Genomic DNA, 14,362 nt, shown 5'->3' with positions numbered 1-14,362 from the left:
AAGCCATTTTCACCTGTGCAACTCACCATCGACATTGACGACGAACTCTACGCCGGCATCGAAGCTGTGGCGAAGCAGGAGCATTCCAGCGTCAGCAGCGTGGTGAAACATGCACTGAGCCGGCTGCCCACTTTGAAAAATTCTGTCGAGCCACCAGTGAAGGCACCGCATGGATACAGGCTTGCCGCATCGGAGGGAAGACATCCCTTCACGACCGAAGATGTTCTTCTGATTGAGGAAGAACTCTATCTGGATGGCAAAGCATGATCTGGCTTCCTGACGGAAACGTTCTTATTGCCTTGATGATCAAGAGCCACGCAGCATATGGGCGGGCAACGCAATGGCTGGACGCATTAAGCGATCCCTTTGCCACCTGCTCTGTGTCTCAAGGTACCTTGGTGCGTCTGCATATGCACCTGGCTCAAGATCAAAGCTCAGATGCCGCGTGGAGAGCCTTGGCAGAAATCGAAGCTCATCCACAGCATGTTTACTGGGATGGCGACCTTCCTTATCGCAACGTGCCTCATCGTCAGATCCAGGGCCACCGACAAGTGACAGATGCCTGGCTTGTAGAGCTGGCGCGTCGAAACGGCGGCAAAGTGGCGACACTTGATCAAGGAATGGTCGCGACCTATCCAAACGACGCTGTGCTGATCTAAATGGTCATCGAAGATTTCTCATTCCCCAAACTCTGGGCGCAGGTGCGCACGAAATCCTGGCTGTGGCTGTTTCGGCGGCAGCAGATTGAGGAAGGCGGACGGCTGCTTAAGCATGGGGACATTGGTCTCGCGGGGGTGCATGTGTGCGCGGAGAATGAAGTGGAGCTGATCGCGGGCATTGGCACGGGTTTGTTCAATTCCGCCTCCGTCACGGCGCATCTGCGGCTGCGGGAAGACGGCAGCATGGCGATGACCTCTCACTGCACCTGTGCGGTGGGAACCCTGTGCCAGCATGCGGCGGCGCTGATGCTGATGCTCGATCATGAGGAAGGACGCCGGCGCATCGAAGCCATGGCGCGCGTGCGGGAGAAAACGTCTGTTGCCACTGATGACGGATCGGAATCTCAGGTGGAACCGAAGGAGATCGAACTGCCACCGTCAGAACCCAAGCCCATCCTGCTGGTGCGGCGCATGATCGTGGACATGCCGCAGATCACGGCCAAGCGAAACATCGGCGGCTGGGCGCCACGCAGCATCGCCTTCATTCAACCCTGTGCGGAATACGACGACTGCCCGCTGCGCTTGGAAATGCTCGTGCGCAGTCCGGCGCATCAATGGATGGATGAAAACGAGACGCGGCATACTCTGGTGCGCAATCTTCGTTCGGAGCGTCTGCTCCTGACGGACTTGTCCGGCCTGGGTTTCAAATCTTTCTCCGAAGCATTGCCGGGGGCCAAGGCACCGGAGTCCACGCTGGGATTCATGGCGGTGGCGGGGGATCAGGCCCTGTTCTGGTCGCAATTCCTCAAGGACCAGGTGCCCAAGCTGCGTGAGTCCGGCTGGCGGGTGGAGGTGCCGGAGGACATCGGCTTTCAAATTCATGACGCCGGTGAAGACGCATGGTTCACGGATCTCGCGGGAGATCAAGACGGGCGCGAATGGTTCTCGCTCGATCTCGGGGTCGAAATCGAAGGGCGTCGCATTTCGATGGTGCCGCTGCTCGTCGATTGCATCGATCAGGGCCTCACCGCCGCTGTCCTGGAAAAGAATCTTGATCAACGCTTCCTGCTCTCACTCGGCGGTGACAAAGGTGACGTGCTCTCCGTGCCTGCGCATCGGCTGGTGGTGCTGCTGCGTTTCTTTGATGAATTGCTCGCCACGCGGCCCGTGCGCAAGGATGGCAAGCTCCAGCTCGACAAACTGCGCGCCGCACAGCTCGCCACGCTGGATGGCCTGCCGATTCGTGCGCCCGCTGAACTGACCGCACTCAGTCAGCAACTCGGCAGCTTCCGCGAGATCGGGCTCATCACACCACCGGCTGGTTTGAAAGCCAGCCTGCGCGATTACCAGCGCGAGGGTGCCTCATGGATGCAGTTCCTGCGCGAGTTCGGTCTGCATGGCATTCTGGCCGATGACATGGGCCTGGGCAAAACGCTGCAGACGCTCACGCACATCCTGATCGAGAAAGAAAGCGGGCGCATGAAGCATCCCTGCCTCATCGTGGCACCGACGAGCGTGCTGCGGAACTGGATCAACGAGTCGATCAAATTCACGCCTTCATTGAGCCTGCTGCTCATGCAGGGGCAGTCGCGCAAGAGCGACTTCAAGCACCTCAAGCAATACGATCTTGTCGTCACCAGCTTCCCGCTCCTTGTGCGTGATGCCGATGTCATGCAGGCGCAGGAGTGGCACATCGTCGCGCTGGATGAAGCGCAGAACATCAAGAACCCCAAGAGCCTCGCGGCGCAGACATGCAGTGGATTGAAGGCCAAGCACCGTCTTTGCCTCACAGGAACGCCGATGGAAAATCACCTCGGCGAGTTGTGGAGCCTCTTCAATTTCCTCATGCCCGGCCTGCTGAGCGATGCCGACACCTTCCGCCAGCATTATCGCAATCCCATCGAGCGTGAAGCCGATGCGGAGCGGCAGAAGCAGCTCAGCACACGCATCCAGCCGCTGCTGCTGCGCCGCACGAAAGACGCCGTGGCCAAGGAGCTGCCGCCAAAGACGGAGATCCTGCACAGCATCGAACTCGGCCAGGCGCAGACGGATTTGTATGAAACGATCCGTGCAGCGATGGACAAGCGTGTGCGCGAAGCCATCGAGGTGAACGGGTTGGACCGCTCGCAAATCGTGGTGCTCGATGCGCTGCTCAAACTGCGGCAGGTTTGCTGCCATCCGCAGTTGTTGAAGCAGGAGACAGCGCGCGATGTCACTGACTCGGCGAAGACGGCCTTCCTCATGGACGAACTCCTGCCCGAGCTCATCGAAGAAGGCCGCCGCATTCTCATCTTTTCGCAATTCACGGAAATGCTCGCCATCATTGAGGCCCGCTTGAAGAAAGATGGGACGCGTTATGTGAAACTCACGGGCAGCACGAAGGATCGCGAAACACCGATCCAGGAGTTTCAGGCGGGCAAGGTGCCCGTGTTCCTCATCAGTCTCAAGGCGGGTGGCGCGGGCATCAATCTGACGACCGCAGACACGGTCATTCATTACGATCCCTGGTGGAATCCGGCGGCTGAGGCGCAGGCGAGCGACCGTGCGCACCGCATCGGCCAGAAGAATCCTGTGTTCGTCCACAAGCTCATCTGCGAAAACACCATCGAGGAGCGCATCGTCAAGATGCAGCAGAAGAAAGCCGCGCTGGTGGAAGGACTGCTGGCGGGGAGAGCGGACAAACTTCAGCTCACCCAGTCCGACATTCAGGCCCTGTTCATGGCTGAGTGAGGAAGCCCTGCTCGTCCATCTTCACGCCGGGGAGGCTGATGCTGCGATCGTCATTTGGCAGCAGGCCGCTGATGCGTATGCCTTCCGCGTTGGATTCGATGGCGAGGCCTGGCAGCAGGCGGCCGAGGGAGCCGGCTTTGCGGCCGAGTTGCTCGTCTTTGTTATTGGCCGGCATCGGCGGATTGGGAACTTCGGCGCTGATGAGGATGCCGGTGGCTGCATCAATGTAGCCGCGCAGGGAGGTGGTCTGGGGCAGGGGAGACAGGTCGCTGTCGAGGCAGAAGACGAGGCGCTCCTGACCGGTGAGCTTGCCCAGCGTATCGCGGGTGCAGAACGCGACGATGTGCGTGGGGTGGGCCTCGGGTCCGTGATCAATGAACTTGGTGCCGGGCATCACCTGCGTGAGCGCTTTGACAGTGCGGTGGATGATGCTGCCTTCGGGTTCGAGGCTGAGGAAAACATCGCCCGCATGATGCCATTCGATTTCTGCGAGGCGGAGAGCGTTGGCGAAGGCAACTGTGTCTGCCTCGGCGTGGCTCCAGCTTTTGCGTTTGAGGAATGCCTCGCTGCTCAGCGCGAGCATGGCATGGCGCATCACCTCAGCGGTGGCGGCACGTGCTCCCAGAGCCTCGCCAAAATGCACTTCCACGGGATAGCGCAGGTGCTTGGGGCGTTTGGTGAAGAACTTGCCGCCCTGGAAGGAGAAGATGCTGCCGTAGAGGCCGTCGAGATACACGGGCACCACCTGGGCCTCGCCCTGGCGCGCCATGAGTTCGAAGCCTTTGAGCAGTTCGTTGACCATTCCATGGCGGGTGATCTGGCCTTCGGGGAAGAGGCAGACGACCTCCCCTTCCTTGAGAGCGGCGGCCACGGCGCGGATGGCATCCTTGGCACGGGTGGCGGAAATCGGCACGGTTCCAATGAGGCGCATGAGCCACTTCAGCCACCACAGATGGTAGAGTGCATCCCACATGACGAAGCGCACAGGGCGGCGGCTGGCGGAGCCTACGATGAGCGCATCCACATAGCTGACGTGGTTTGGCAGGAGCAGCACTCCGCCGGTGGCGGGAATGCGCTCCATGTGCACGGGCTTCACCTTGTAGGTGAAGCGCACAGCGGCCAGCATGAGGAAGCGCACCAGATCCTGGGGCAGCAGACGCATGATGTACACGGCGGCGGCAAAGGTGGGAATGGCCAGCAGCAGGAACTGGGTGGAGGCCGTCAGCTCCATCCATTTCATCAGGCCGACGATGGCCACCGCCACGAGCGTGCCGAGGCAGTCCATGAGGTTCATGCCGGCGTGAATGCGGGCCTTCTCGTGCTTTTCCGCCTTGTCCTGGGCGAAGGCATAGAGGGGCACCATGAAGCAGCCACCCGCAGCACCGGTGAAGATGATGCCTGCATACATCCAGCTGCTGCCAAGAGGGGCCAGCCCGGACCAGAGCAGCCCGGCCACAAGCCCGAAGCCGCCCAGCGGAATCAGTCCCAGCTCAATGCGATTTCGGCTGACGTGGGAGGCAAAGATGCTGCCGCTGATCACGCCGATGCCGAGAATGCCTGCGACCTTGGCGAGTTCCATCGGGCCGTCGCCATGTCCGGTGTCGGGATGCAGCTCCTTCGTGAGCGTGACGAGGATGAAGCTGAGTGCGTTGGAGATGAACCAGAAGTACGTCACTCCCAGCGCCGCGAGGCGGATGGAGCGGCGGCGGAAGACAATCTTGAGGCTTTCGAAATGCTCCAGCGCCATGCCTTTGCGCCAGTGGACTTCCGTGTGCGAGGGCGTGCTTTGAATGCAGATGGCGGCGACCAGCTCAAAAATGCCCATGATGCTGATGATGATCAGCGGCCAGAGCGCGGACATCCAGGCGTCGCCCGTTTTTTCATACTCGGTGCCATACCAGATGCCACCCGCCCACATGCCGCCGAGAATGCCAGCGAGCATGGTGACCTGCAGCCAGCCGGAAACGCGACCGAGGCGGCGCGAGCCTGCGAGCTCTTTCATGATGCCCATCTTCGCAGGGCTGAGCACCGCAGCCTGAACTGCCAGCACGAAGAAACCAACGAGTGAGATCTCCAGAGAGCCCGGCACACGCTTCATCCACAGCGCCAGCGCCAGCCACACAAAGCAAATGATCTGCATGACCTGCATCCAGACGATGACCTTGCGCTTGGAAAAGCGATCCGACCAGTAACCGGCCAGCGGGGCAAAAATCATGTAGGGCAGCGAAAAGATGGCCCCGAGCCACAGCTCCATGTGGCGGCCCACCCAGGAGTCTTTGGCAATGATGATCGACAGCGCGATCAGCAGCATTTTGACAAAATTGTCGCTGAACGAATTCATCGCCTGCACAAACAGGACGAGAATAATGGACGCCCAGTTACGGCGTGGCAGATGCGGTGCGTTGTCGAGGGCGGCGGAGTCGAGCATGGGTGTCGTTCAATCGACAAAACGCTGAGCCAGCAGAATGTCTGCCGGGAACGTGATCTTGGGGTTCAGTTCAAAATTTTCGATGACAAAAACGGGTGCGCCAAGGTGCTGCACGGCGGAAACTTCATCCGTCACAAGCAGTCCGTCACGCAGCACGGCGTCATAGGCTTTCACGAGCAGATCACGCTGAAACACCTGCGGCGTTTCCATGATCCAGGCGTTCGCACGATCAATGGAGTCAATGATGCGGCCGGTGCTGTCACAGCGTTTGAGGGTCTCAGTCATGGGCCGGGCGCAGGCGACGGCGGCCTGCGTGCGCGCGGCCTCAACGCAGCGGGTGATTTGCGCCACCGAGATGAGGGGACGTGCGCCATCATGCACCGCGACGATCTCGCAGGCAGGATTCAAGGCCTGCAGACCGGCATGCACGGAGAGGTGGCGTTCAGCGCCGCCGATGATGATCTGGGTGATTTTACCGAGGCCGCTGGAGCGCCAGGCTTCGATCTCCGGGCGCAGGGCCTCGCTGGTGACCACGAGGATCTCATCAATGATATCGCAGGCTTGAAAGGCATCCAGAGTGCGCCTGAGAACAGGCACGCCGGACAGAGGCGCCAGGAGCTTGTTGAAGCCCATGCGCCGGCTGCTGCCTGCGGCAACGATGATGGCGGAGGTCATGAAAGCCGGTGAATCATTGAAACGGTGCGCGGCGGGGCAGTCACCGAATTATGCGAGACGTTTGGCGACTTCGGTGGAAATCGACTTGCTGTCGGCACGGCCTGCAACGCGTTCCTGCAGCGCCTTCATCACGCCGCCCATGTCCTTCTTGGAGGTGGCGCCGAGTTCGGCGATGACGGTGTCGACGAGCGTGCCCAGCTCTTCCGTGCTCATGGCGGCAGGGAGGTATTTTTCCAGCACGGCGATCTCGGCCTTGGCGGCTTCCACCGCTTCCGGGCGTCCAGCTTTTTCGGCGCCATCCACGGAGTCCTGCAGTTTCTTGATCTCCTTGCGCACCACGGCCAGGGCATCGGTGTCGCCGAGTTCACCATCCGCGCCGAGTTTTTCGATGGCGGCGTACTTGAGGGCGGACTTCAGATTGCGGATGACGTTGAGGGCCACGGTGTCCTTGGCACGCATGGCATTTTTGAGGTCTTCGGAAATTTGGGAAATGAAGCTCATAAGAAAGGGGCGGCTGGGTTGGTTGGATTGAGCGGCGATCATGGCGTGGCAGGGGCCTTTGTCCAGACGTTAGGAGAGTGAGCGGCGGGGCTTTGGCTTGGCGCAAGAAGAACAAAAATGACCCAAACGACACCAGAGACGTATGGGGCAAATGTTTTGCCACTGTGCGTGCGTCAATTCTGCAACTTTGGCATCCCTTTGAGAAGCATGCATTCCTCGTGCCATTGTGCGTGGGCTAATGCGGCGGCCGGATGGCATGGAATGCTCTTTGCACTCCCCGCCTTGCCGTGCATGGTCACCTTCCTGTGCAATTTCGACATCCTAAACACGACCTTTACATTCCTGACGAAACTGAACCGTGGACCGCGCTGCGCCGGGTGACGCACCTGGGCATCGTTTCCCATCAGGATGATTTGGAAATTGCCGCGTATCACGGGATCACCGAGTGCTTCCATCACAAATCCCAGTGGTTTGGCGGCGTGGTGGTCACCGATGGTGCGGGCAGCCCGCGCAAAGGACCGTATGAATCCTACACGGATGAGGAGATGCAGAAGGTGCGCCTCATTGAGCAGCGCAAGGCGGCCTATGTGGGCGAGTACAGTTTCATGGTGCAGCTCGGCTATCCGAGTGATGACATCAAAAAGCCGAGGCACGCACCAGCCGTGGAGGATCTGAAATTCGTCCTGGAGCATGCCCAGCCGAAGTTTCTCTATCTTCACAATCCCTGTGACAGGCATGACACGCATGTGGCCACCTTTCTGCGCTGCCTCGAAGCCATCCGCGAACTGCCGCCGGAAATGCGGCCTGAGAAAGTGTATGGCTGCGAAGTCTGGCGCAAGCTCGACTGGCTGCTGGCAGAGGACAAGGAGATGCTCTGGGTGGACAAGCACCCGCACATGCTGCGCCCGCTGCTCGGGGTGTTTGATTCGCAGATCAGTGGCGGCAAACGCTATGACCTGGCCGAAGAAGGCCTGCGCCATGCCAACGCGACCTACTTTGACTCCCACACCACGGACAAGACCAGCCTCTTAACTTTTGCGATGGATCTGACGCCGCTGACGAAGGATGACAAGATGTGCCCGGTGGAGTACGCCACGAACTACGTGAGGCGGCTCGAATCTGACGTGCATGACCGCGTGAAGAAGTTCATGTGATCCCATGCTTGATCACATTTTTCTAACCGTCTCCGACATCGAGCGTTCGATCGCTTTCTACGAGCTTGCTCTGGCCCCTCTTGGGATCGAGCATGCAGTCGATTACGATGGCAAGGATGGTCCGGAAGGTCACCCGGATCTCAAAGGATTCGGGCGCGACAACCGGGTTTCGTTCTGGCTCCGCCAAGGAACTCCGCAGCCGCAGGCGGTTCATGTGGGGTTTCTCGCCCGCAGCGAAGGGGAAGTTCAAGCTTTCTACAGGGCTGCCATGGCAACGGGTGCCAGCGACAACGGAGCGCCGGGAGCGAGGCTTTACTACGATCCGCGTTATTATGCGGCCAATGTGTTGGATCCCGACGGTTACAGCTTGGAGGCTGTTTACAAGAGCTGGCAGCATCCAAAGGCATGAGGTGCGCGGACTGCTGGGAGTATAAAAAATGCCAGCCGATTTCCCGGCTGGCATTGAAGTTTGGCGGTTAAGAGCTGACGCTGATTACTCAGCGATCTTGGCGCTCTTGATGATGATCGGTTCCACTGGAACGTCACCGTGGGGACCTTTGCGGCCGGTGGCGACGGCGGCCATGGCTTCAACGACTTCCATGCCTTTGCTCACCTTGCCAAAAACGCAGTAGCCCCAGCCATCCTGGCCAGGATAGTCGAGGAAGCTGTTGTCCTTCAGGTTGATGAAGAACTGCGAGCTGGCGCTGTGTGGGTTGGGCGTGCGGGCCATGGCGAGGGTGCCTTTGACGTTCTTAAGGCCGTTCTTGGCTTCGTTTTCGATCTGGCCGTCCGGTTCCTTCTGCTGCATGTCGGGGGTGAAGCCGCCGCCCTGCACCATGAAGTCAGGGATCACGCGGTGGAAGATCAGGCCGTCATAGAAGCCTTTCTTCACATACTTCACAAAATTGGCGACAGAAATGGGAGCCTTGGCGGCGTCGAGTTCGAGTTCGATGGTGCCTTTGGAGGTCTCCATCACGATTTTTACTGGTTTGGCGTCACTCACGGTTTGGGCTTGGGATGTTCCGGTCAGACCAGCAAACGTGATCACGAGAGCGGCAAGAGTCGGTGCGATTGATTTCATAGTGGGTTGGTAGGGAGGGGAATGAGCCACGAAGGGCTTGATTTGCAATGGTCAAAATCGGATCTCTCGGCGGCGGCGGTCTTGCAGCCGCCTGAAAACAACTCGGCCCGGGAGAACCCAACCAAAATTCTCCCGGGCCTTTAGGTGACCAGAGAGTCCCAACCATGAAGTGACTCTCCAGCTCGTTGTGTGTTTTCTCAGGCGAACCCGAGAAATGTTTGTGAAGCTTGCGCCCCAACTGAGTGTTTGATAGAGCAGCCAGCGGGCCAGACCTGCGCATTTTCTGCTGATTAAACAAATTCCCGGTCAGAAAGTATGGGACCGCGTCACAAAAGGAATTCAAAGGCAGCCAATCAGTGGGGGACTGCTAATCCTCCTGCCACCCAGTGTCTGAAAACAACTCGGCCCGGAAGGACCCAACCAAAATCCTTCCGGGCCTTTAGGTGACCAAGGAGTCCCAACCATGAAGCGACTCCCCAGCTCGTTGTGTGTTTCCTCAGGCGAACCCGAGAAATATTTGTGAAGCTTGCGCCCCAACTGAGTGATTGATAGAGCAGCCGTCGGGCCAAGTTTGGCGGGGAAATTCAGAAAATTAAAATTAATGTCCGAAGGCGGGCATGGTCCTTCATCTGCGGTGGAAATTTGCGTGAGCACTGGCAGAGGGCCAAGGCTCACACACGATGCAGCGGATGTGAATGAAATGCGCTGACAGGCACACAAGCCGGGAGGCTGGTGCTACTTCGGCAGCACGCGCACGATGAAGGATTTCTTCTCGCCGAAGTACTTCGCTGCGACGCGCTGAATCTCCTTGGAGCTGATGTCGGCCATGATGCCGGGGAGCTTCTGGAAGTGATCCCAGCCGAGGCCGTTGATTTCATTCCATGCGCAGACGTCCGCCATGCCGGTGTTGCCCTGCTGGGCACGCAGCCAGGAGGAACGCCACGTGACACGTGCGCGGTCAATCTCATCGGCATGCAGGCCGTTGTCGGCGAGGTCATTGATCTGCGCCATGAGCTCCTTCTCGGCGAGCTTCACTTTTTTGGGATCAGTGCCCACGTAGAAATAGAAAGCACCTGCGCCCATAGCGGCGAAGTTTTGCGCGCCGACATAGTAGGCGAGGCCGAGCTCTTCGCGGATGCGGTTGAACAAACGGCTGCCCATGTCGCTGCAGGCTTCATCAATGAGATTGAGCGCATGCACGTCACGATCTTCAAGGCCGACGGTGCGGAAGCCGACGACGATGACGGCCTGCTCTTTGTCGAGATGTTCGGTCCAGGCGGCGGGTTTGGCGCTGGCATGGTACTCACGGCCCATGGCGATCTGGCGGTTGCCGCGTGGCAGTTTGGCGAAGGCTTTTTCCACCTGCGCTTTGATCACAGAGGCCTTCACATCGCCGAAGACGGAGATGACGCCGTTGCCGGTGGCAAAGCTGGCATGCAGCATGGCGCGGCAGTCGGTGAGCTTCAGCGCGGCCACAGATTGCTCGGTGCCGAGCGCGGTGCGGTGAAAGGGCTGGCCGGCGAAGATTTCACGCCGTGCTTTGCGCATGGCGACGGTGAGCGGGTCTTCCTTCTCTTCGAGGATGTTGGCGATCTGGCGCTTTTTCACCTCGGCCAGCTGGGCCTGAGGCAGGGCAGGATTGAGGATGAGATCGGCCACGAGATCCAGCGCGTCGGTTTCATCGCCACGCATGACATCAGCACCGATCATGTAGCGGTGCGCGTCCGCAGAGCAGATGAGGCTGCCACCGCGATTTTCGAGTTCGGAAGCGATCTCCGCCGCAGCACGTTTCTTGGTGCCTTTGAGCAGCATCTGCGCGGAGATCTGCGTCACACCGGCGGAGAGGTCGGTTTCGGCCAAAACACCGGCGAGGAAGTTGGTGCGCACGCTGATGAGAGGCAGACGCGGATTCTCTCCCACAAGAAGGATGAGACCGTTTTTGAGTTTGAAGCGCTGGATGTCTGGTCGTGCGGAATCGGCGGTGGATTTGGACTTGGTGTCAGCCTCGACATCATCGCCCACGACCACGGTGCTCATGGCTTCAGGGGTCAGGTAGCGCCGTGCAGCATTGCGGATGACTTCCGGCGTGAGGGCTGAGATGGCTTTGAGGAACTGGCGCTGGTAGTCGAGCGAGCCGGAGAGCAGCCAGCCGTTGCCAAGGCTGCCTGCCTGTCCTTTGACGGTGCTCAGCGTGCGCATCTGACCGCTGAGCGTGGCGCACACGGCCTTCTGGAGCTCGGCGCGGCCCGGTCCTGTTTTTTGCAGGGTGGCAATCACTTCGAGCATGCCCTTCTTCAGCTTGTCAGCATCGGCGGGATTGCATTCGGCCTCGACACTGAAGAGCCCGACCTCCGGTGCGCACCAGGCACCGGCCCAGACGTAATGGGCGAGGCTGCGTTTCTCGCGCAATTCTTGGTAGAGGCGTGAGCTGCGGCCGGAGCCCAGCAGGAAGGCCAGTACGTCGAGGGCTGGTTTGTCCGCATGGTTTTCTCCGGGGATCTGCCATCCGAGGGCGATGCGTGTGAGTTCGGTGGTGAAGTTTTTGGCGGCGGAGCGGCTGCCATGCTGGGGCGGTTCGGCGGGCAGCAGCACGGGATCAAAAGCACGGCGCTGCCAGTCGCCAAAGAAGCTGCGCACCGTTTCCAGCACGGCGGCGGTATCGACATCCCCAGCGATGACGATGAAGGCATTGTTGGGCACGTAGTGACGCTGCACAAAACCGTACACATCGGCACGGGTGATCTGATCGAAGACTTCACGATGGCCGATGATGGGGTGGCGCAGCGGATGCTGGCGGAAGGCGGTGGCCTGCATCAAATGCTGGATCGTGCTGCCGGGGTCGTCGTTATCCATGGCCATCTCACGGCGGATGACTTCTTTTTCGCGTGTGAGTTCATCGGCATCGAATTTCGAATGGCGGATCATGTCCGCGAGGATGTCGAGATAGCCGCCCGCGTGCTCGGCAAGGCCGTCGATCCAGTACACCGTGCGGTTGAAGGAGGTGTAGGCGTTGACGTAGCCGCCCAGTGCCTGAATGCCCTGGGAAATCTGCGCCGGGTTGCGCTTCTCCGTGCCTTTGAAAAGCATGTGCTCCACGCAATGCGCGATGCCTGCGCCGGTGTGCTGCTCCTCATGCATGCTGCCGGCCTTGATCCACACCTGCACGCTGACGAGCGGGTGGGCATGGTCTTCCCGGACGATGACCTCCAGGCCATTGGGCAATGTGGTGACGCTGGCATCCAGGGAGGGGACGGAAAGGGAGGCTGCTTTGGCAGACGCAGCACGGGCGAGAACTTTTTTCATGAGGATTTTTTCTCGCGCTCTTCACGCAGCGAGGCAGGGAGGAAAGGGGTGGTGAAGGCGAGCTCGAAGTCGTAGCCGCCAGAGAAGTCTTCGAGACTGTCTCCGTCATTTTTGCCGAAGTAGCCGCAGTCGATCAGGTTGTAGACGATGTTGCCCACGTCTTCTCCGCGCTGGAGGCCCCATTGATCGAGAATGATGGTGGACATGGGGCCGTATTCCTGGAGCACATAGTCACGGAAACCTGCGAGCAGTTCCTGACCGCTGACGTGCTGGTCCTCGGCGTTCTCGTCGCGGAATTTTTTGGCGGCCATGTGCAGCGCATCGCGCACCAGTTCGTAGGCGGCCGGGTGGTAGCGGGGGTCTTTTTGAAACGAGCGCCGGACGGCCTCGCCAAAGGTGATGGAAGTCATGGGCGGACGAACATTGGAGCGGAGAAGGGCAGGGTCAACGCACGGCTTGGGTTGTGGCCACGGCTTCCTGCAGCATGGCTTCGAAGCGCTCGGCCATGCGGGTGGCGCTGAATTCCTGGCGGACGCGGGAAATTCCGTTTTTGGAGAGTTTCTCGCGCTGCTCATCGTCGTTGAGCAGGGCTTCGAGGGCATCGGCCAGCGCTTTGGCGTCGTCGGGCTTGCAAAGCACGCCGCCTTCGGTGGCGGCGATGAGTTCCGGGAAGGCACCGTGGTCAGGCTGCACCACGGGGACACCGCTGGAGGCGGCCTCAATGACGTACAGTCCGAAGGCTTCGCCGTAGGTGGCGGGAACGCTGAAGACGGTGAGGTCGTGGAAGAAATGCACCTTGTCTTTGAAGCTGACATTGGGGTGCCACTCCACGCGTTTCTCCAGCCCGGCGGCCTTGATCTTGCGCTGCAGGCCGGCCACATATTTTTCGTCGATGGGCGTTTTGGCTCCGCCGATGCGCAGTTTCACGCGCGGCACGGTGCCGCGTTTGGCCAGGTCGATGAAGGCATCCACCAAGGTGGTAAGACCCTTGCCGTGGATCATGCGGGCAAAGTAGCCGATTGTGGGCCAGTTTGGGTCGGGAGACGAGGTGGTGAAGGCGGTGGTGTCGATGCCATTGGGCATCACTTTCATCTGCGCAGTGCTTGCATCCAGGCGCTCGCGCATCAGGTCGGCGTAGTAGCGGCTGGGGGCGATGAAGGTGCGAACGCTCCGTGCATTCCGCTGCATGGCCTCCCAGCACTGGGCGCGGTAGGGTTCCGGCAGGGTGTCCAGGAAGCTGTCTTCTCCCTGCAGGGAGCAGATGACGGGAATGCCCAGTTCTTTTTCCAATGCGGGAGCCAGACCGGTAAGCAGGCTGTTGGACAAGGAGATGACATCAAATTTCCCGTGGGCGCGGATCCATTCAAGGAGCTTGTGCCACTCGCCCCACTGGCGGCCTTCGGCGCCAAGCAGCGCTCCCAAGGTCATTTCACCGAGCACCTTGGCGCTGGTCATGCCCATGCGCTTGGAGGCTCTGCGGAGGAAGTCGGGCTTGTTGATCCAGTTGTGGAAGAAGCGCGGCAGCTTGTGAAACCAGGTGAACTTCTGCTGCAAAAACAACGAGATGCCGCCGATCTGCACGGGCAGCTCCTGCGAGCCAAACTCACGGTCCGTGACCAGCGGCAGGTACAGCGGTGCCATGAGCGCATCATGGCCGCGCACGCGCAGGGCCTTGATCAGCGCATGGTCACGCAGGCAGCTTCCGCAGTGGAAATTGCCGGTGCCGGGGGTGAGGTGCAGGATGCGCATGGGAAAATGACGAATGACGAAATCAGAATGACGAAGCTGGAAGGAGGGCAGCTGCCAGAGCTGGAGAGGGATACGCTGGCGG

At 59.9% G+C, this 14,362-nt stretch carries 12 protein-coding genes; 5 read left to right on the top strand and 7 right to left on the bottom strand.

Annotated features, from left to right (window positions below; genetic code table 11):
- Positions 1 to 15 precede the first annotated feature (15 nt).
- The 3 genes from AC3RLQ_RS13790 to AC3RLQ_RS13780 are packed head-to-tail and all read left to right on the top strand — an operon-like array spanning position 16 to position 3,389.
- The gene (locus tag AC3RLQ_RS13790) at positions 16 to 267 is read left to right on the top strand and encodes a hypothetical protein (RefSeq protein ID WP_493037978.1); all 252 of its coding nucleotides are present in this window, start codon (positions 16 to 18) and stop codon (positions 265 to 267) included.
- A complete protein-coding gene (locus tag AC3RLQ_RS13785) occupies positions 264 to 659 on the top strand; it encodes a PIN domain-containing protein (RefSeq protein WP_493037976.1) in 396 nt (131 codons plus the stop codon). The genes AC3RLQ_RS13790 and AC3RLQ_RS13785 overlap by 4 nt, the downstream gene beginning before the upstream one ends.
- Positions 660 to 3,389, top strand: coding sequence for a DEAD/DEAH box helicase (locus AC3RLQ_RS13780; protein WP_493037974.1), 2,730 nt, complete (start codon positions 660 to 662; stop codon positions 3,387 to 3,389).
- On the opposite strand, the gene AC3RLQ_RS13775 is transcribed toward AC3RLQ_RS13780, so the two are convergent.
- From AC3RLQ_RS13775 to AC3RLQ_RS13765, 3 genes are read right to left on the bottom strand one after another with little or no spacing between them, the layout of a single operon-like run.
- The gene (locus AC3RLQ_RS13775; protein ID WP_493037972.1) at positions 3,376 to 5,817 is read right to left on the bottom strand and encodes an MFS transporter; all 2,442 of its coding nucleotides are present in this window, start codon (positions 5,815 to 5,817) and stop codon (positions 3,376 to 3,378) included. The genes AC3RLQ_RS13780 and AC3RLQ_RS13775 overlap by 14 nt on opposite strands.
- A 9-nt stretch (positions 5,818 to 5,826) precedes the next feature.
- Positions 5,827 to 6,492 (bottom strand): 2-C-methyl-D-erythritol 4-phosphate cytidylyltransferase, encoded by a 666-nt coding sequence (gene ispD / locus AC3RLQ_RS13770; RefSeq protein WP_493037970.1) that lies wholly within the window; start codon positions 6,490 to 6,492, stop codon positions 5,827 to 5,829.
- Between the two features lie 48 nt (positions 6,493 to 6,540).
- Positions 6,541 to 6,993, bottom strand: a complete 453-nt coding sequence (locus AC3RLQ_RS13765) for a GatB/YqeY domain-containing protein (protein WP_493037968.1) — start codon at positions 6,991 to 6,993, stop codon at positions 6,541 to 6,543.
- Between the two features lie 305 nt (positions 6,994 to 7,298).
- Between AC3RLQ_RS13765 and AC3RLQ_RS13760 the strand changes: the two genes are divergently transcribed.
- Positions 7,299 to 8,147: a PIG-L deacetylase family protein gene (locus AC3RLQ_RS13760; RefSeq protein ID WP_422321577.1), complete on the top strand. Its 849-nt coding sequence runs from the start codon at positions 7,299 to 7,301 to the stop codon at positions 8,145 to 8,147.
- Between the two features lie 4 nt (positions 8,148 to 8,151).
- Positions 8,152 to 8,556, top strand: coding sequence for a VOC family protein (locus tag AC3RLQ_RS13755; protein ID WP_493037966.1), 405 nt, complete (start codon positions 8,152 to 8,154; stop codon positions 8,554 to 8,556).
- Between the two features lie 84 nt (positions 8,557 to 8,640).
- Here the strand turns inward: AC3RLQ_RS13755 and AC3RLQ_RS13750 are convergent, their stop codons facing one another.
- The 4 genes from AC3RLQ_RS13750 to AC3RLQ_RS13735 all read right to left on the bottom strand — a co-directional run bounded on the left by AC3RLQ_RS13750 (position 8,641) and on the right by AC3RLQ_RS13735 (position 14,280).
- Positions 8,641 to 9,120 (bottom strand): peptidylprolyl isomerase, encoded by a 480-nt coding sequence (locus AC3RLQ_RS13750; protein WP_493038725.1) that lies wholly within the window; start codon positions 9,118 to 9,120, stop codon positions 8,641 to 8,643.
- 843 nt (positions 9,121 to 9,963) lie between these two features.
- Positions 9,964 to 12,531, bottom strand: a complete 2,568-nt coding sequence (locus AC3RLQ_RS13745; protein WP_493037964.1) for a M16 family metallopeptidase — start codon at positions 12,529 to 12,531, stop codon at positions 9,964 to 9,966.
- A complete protein-coding gene (locus AC3RLQ_RS13740; RefSeq protein WP_493037962.1) occupies positions 12,528 to 12,941 on the bottom strand; it encodes a Minf_1886 family protein in 414 nt (137 codons plus the stop codon). The genes AC3RLQ_RS13745 and AC3RLQ_RS13740 overlap by 4 nt, the downstream gene beginning before the upstream one ends.
- A 34-nt stretch (positions 12,942 to 12,975) precedes the next feature.
- Positions 12,976 to 14,280, bottom strand: coding sequence for a glycosyltransferase family 4 protein (locus AC3RLQ_RS13735; protein WP_493037960.1), 1,305 nt, complete (start codon positions 14,278 to 14,280; stop codon positions 12,976 to 12,978).
- Between the last annotated feature and the right edge of the window lie 82 nt (positions 14,281 to 14,362).

It is taken from the genome of Prosthecobacter sp. GW821-HT29F12 (assembly GCF_058803405.1).
The sequence above is the reverse complement of the archived record's forward strand: the minus strand, read 5'-3'. Positions and strand labels throughout refer to the sequence as shown.

Excerpts from the sequence above, each read along its gene's own strand:
- AC3RLQ_RS13785 (WP_493037976.1), top strand. The coding sequence starts at position 264 with ATGATCTGGCTTCCTGACGGAAACGTTCTTATTGCCTTGATGATCAAG.
- AC3RLQ_RS13780 (WP_493037974.1), top strand. The coding sequence starts at position 660 with ATGGTCATCGAAGATTTCTCATTCCCCAAACTCTGGGCGCAGGTGCGC.
- AC3RLQ_RS13775 (WP_493037972.1), bottom strand. The coding sequence starts at position 5,817 with ATGCTCGACTCCGCCGCCCTCGACAACGCACCGCATCTGCCACGCCGT.
- ispD (WP_493037970.1), bottom strand. The coding sequence starts at position 6,492 with ATGACCTCCGCCATCATCGTTGCCGCAGGCAGCAGCCGGCGCATGGGC.
- AC3RLQ_RS13765 (WP_493037968.1), bottom strand. The coding sequence starts at position 6,993 with ATGAGCTTCATTTCCCAAATTTCCGAAGACCTCAAAAATGCCATGCGT.
- AC3RLQ_RS13755 (WP_493037966.1), top strand. The coding sequence starts at position 8,152 with ATGCTTGATCACATTTTTCTAACCGTCTCCGACATCGAGCGTTCGATC.
- AC3RLQ_RS13750 (WP_493038725.1), bottom strand. The coding sequence starts at position 9,120 with ATGGAGACCTCCAAAGGCACCATCGAACTCGAACTCGACGCCGCCAAG.
- AC3RLQ_RS13745 (WP_493037964.1), bottom strand. The coding sequence starts at position 12,531 with ATGAAAAAAGTTCTCGCCCGTGCTGCGTCTGCCAAAGCAGCCTCCCTT.
- AC3RLQ_RS13740 (WP_493037962.1), bottom strand. The coding sequence starts at position 12,941 with ATGACTTCCATCACCTTTGGCGAGGCCGTCCGGCGCTCGTTTCAAAAA.
- AC3RLQ_RS13735 (WP_493037960.1), bottom strand. The coding sequence starts at position 14,280 with ATGCGCATCCTGCACCTCACCCCCGGCACCGGCAATTTCCACTGCGGA.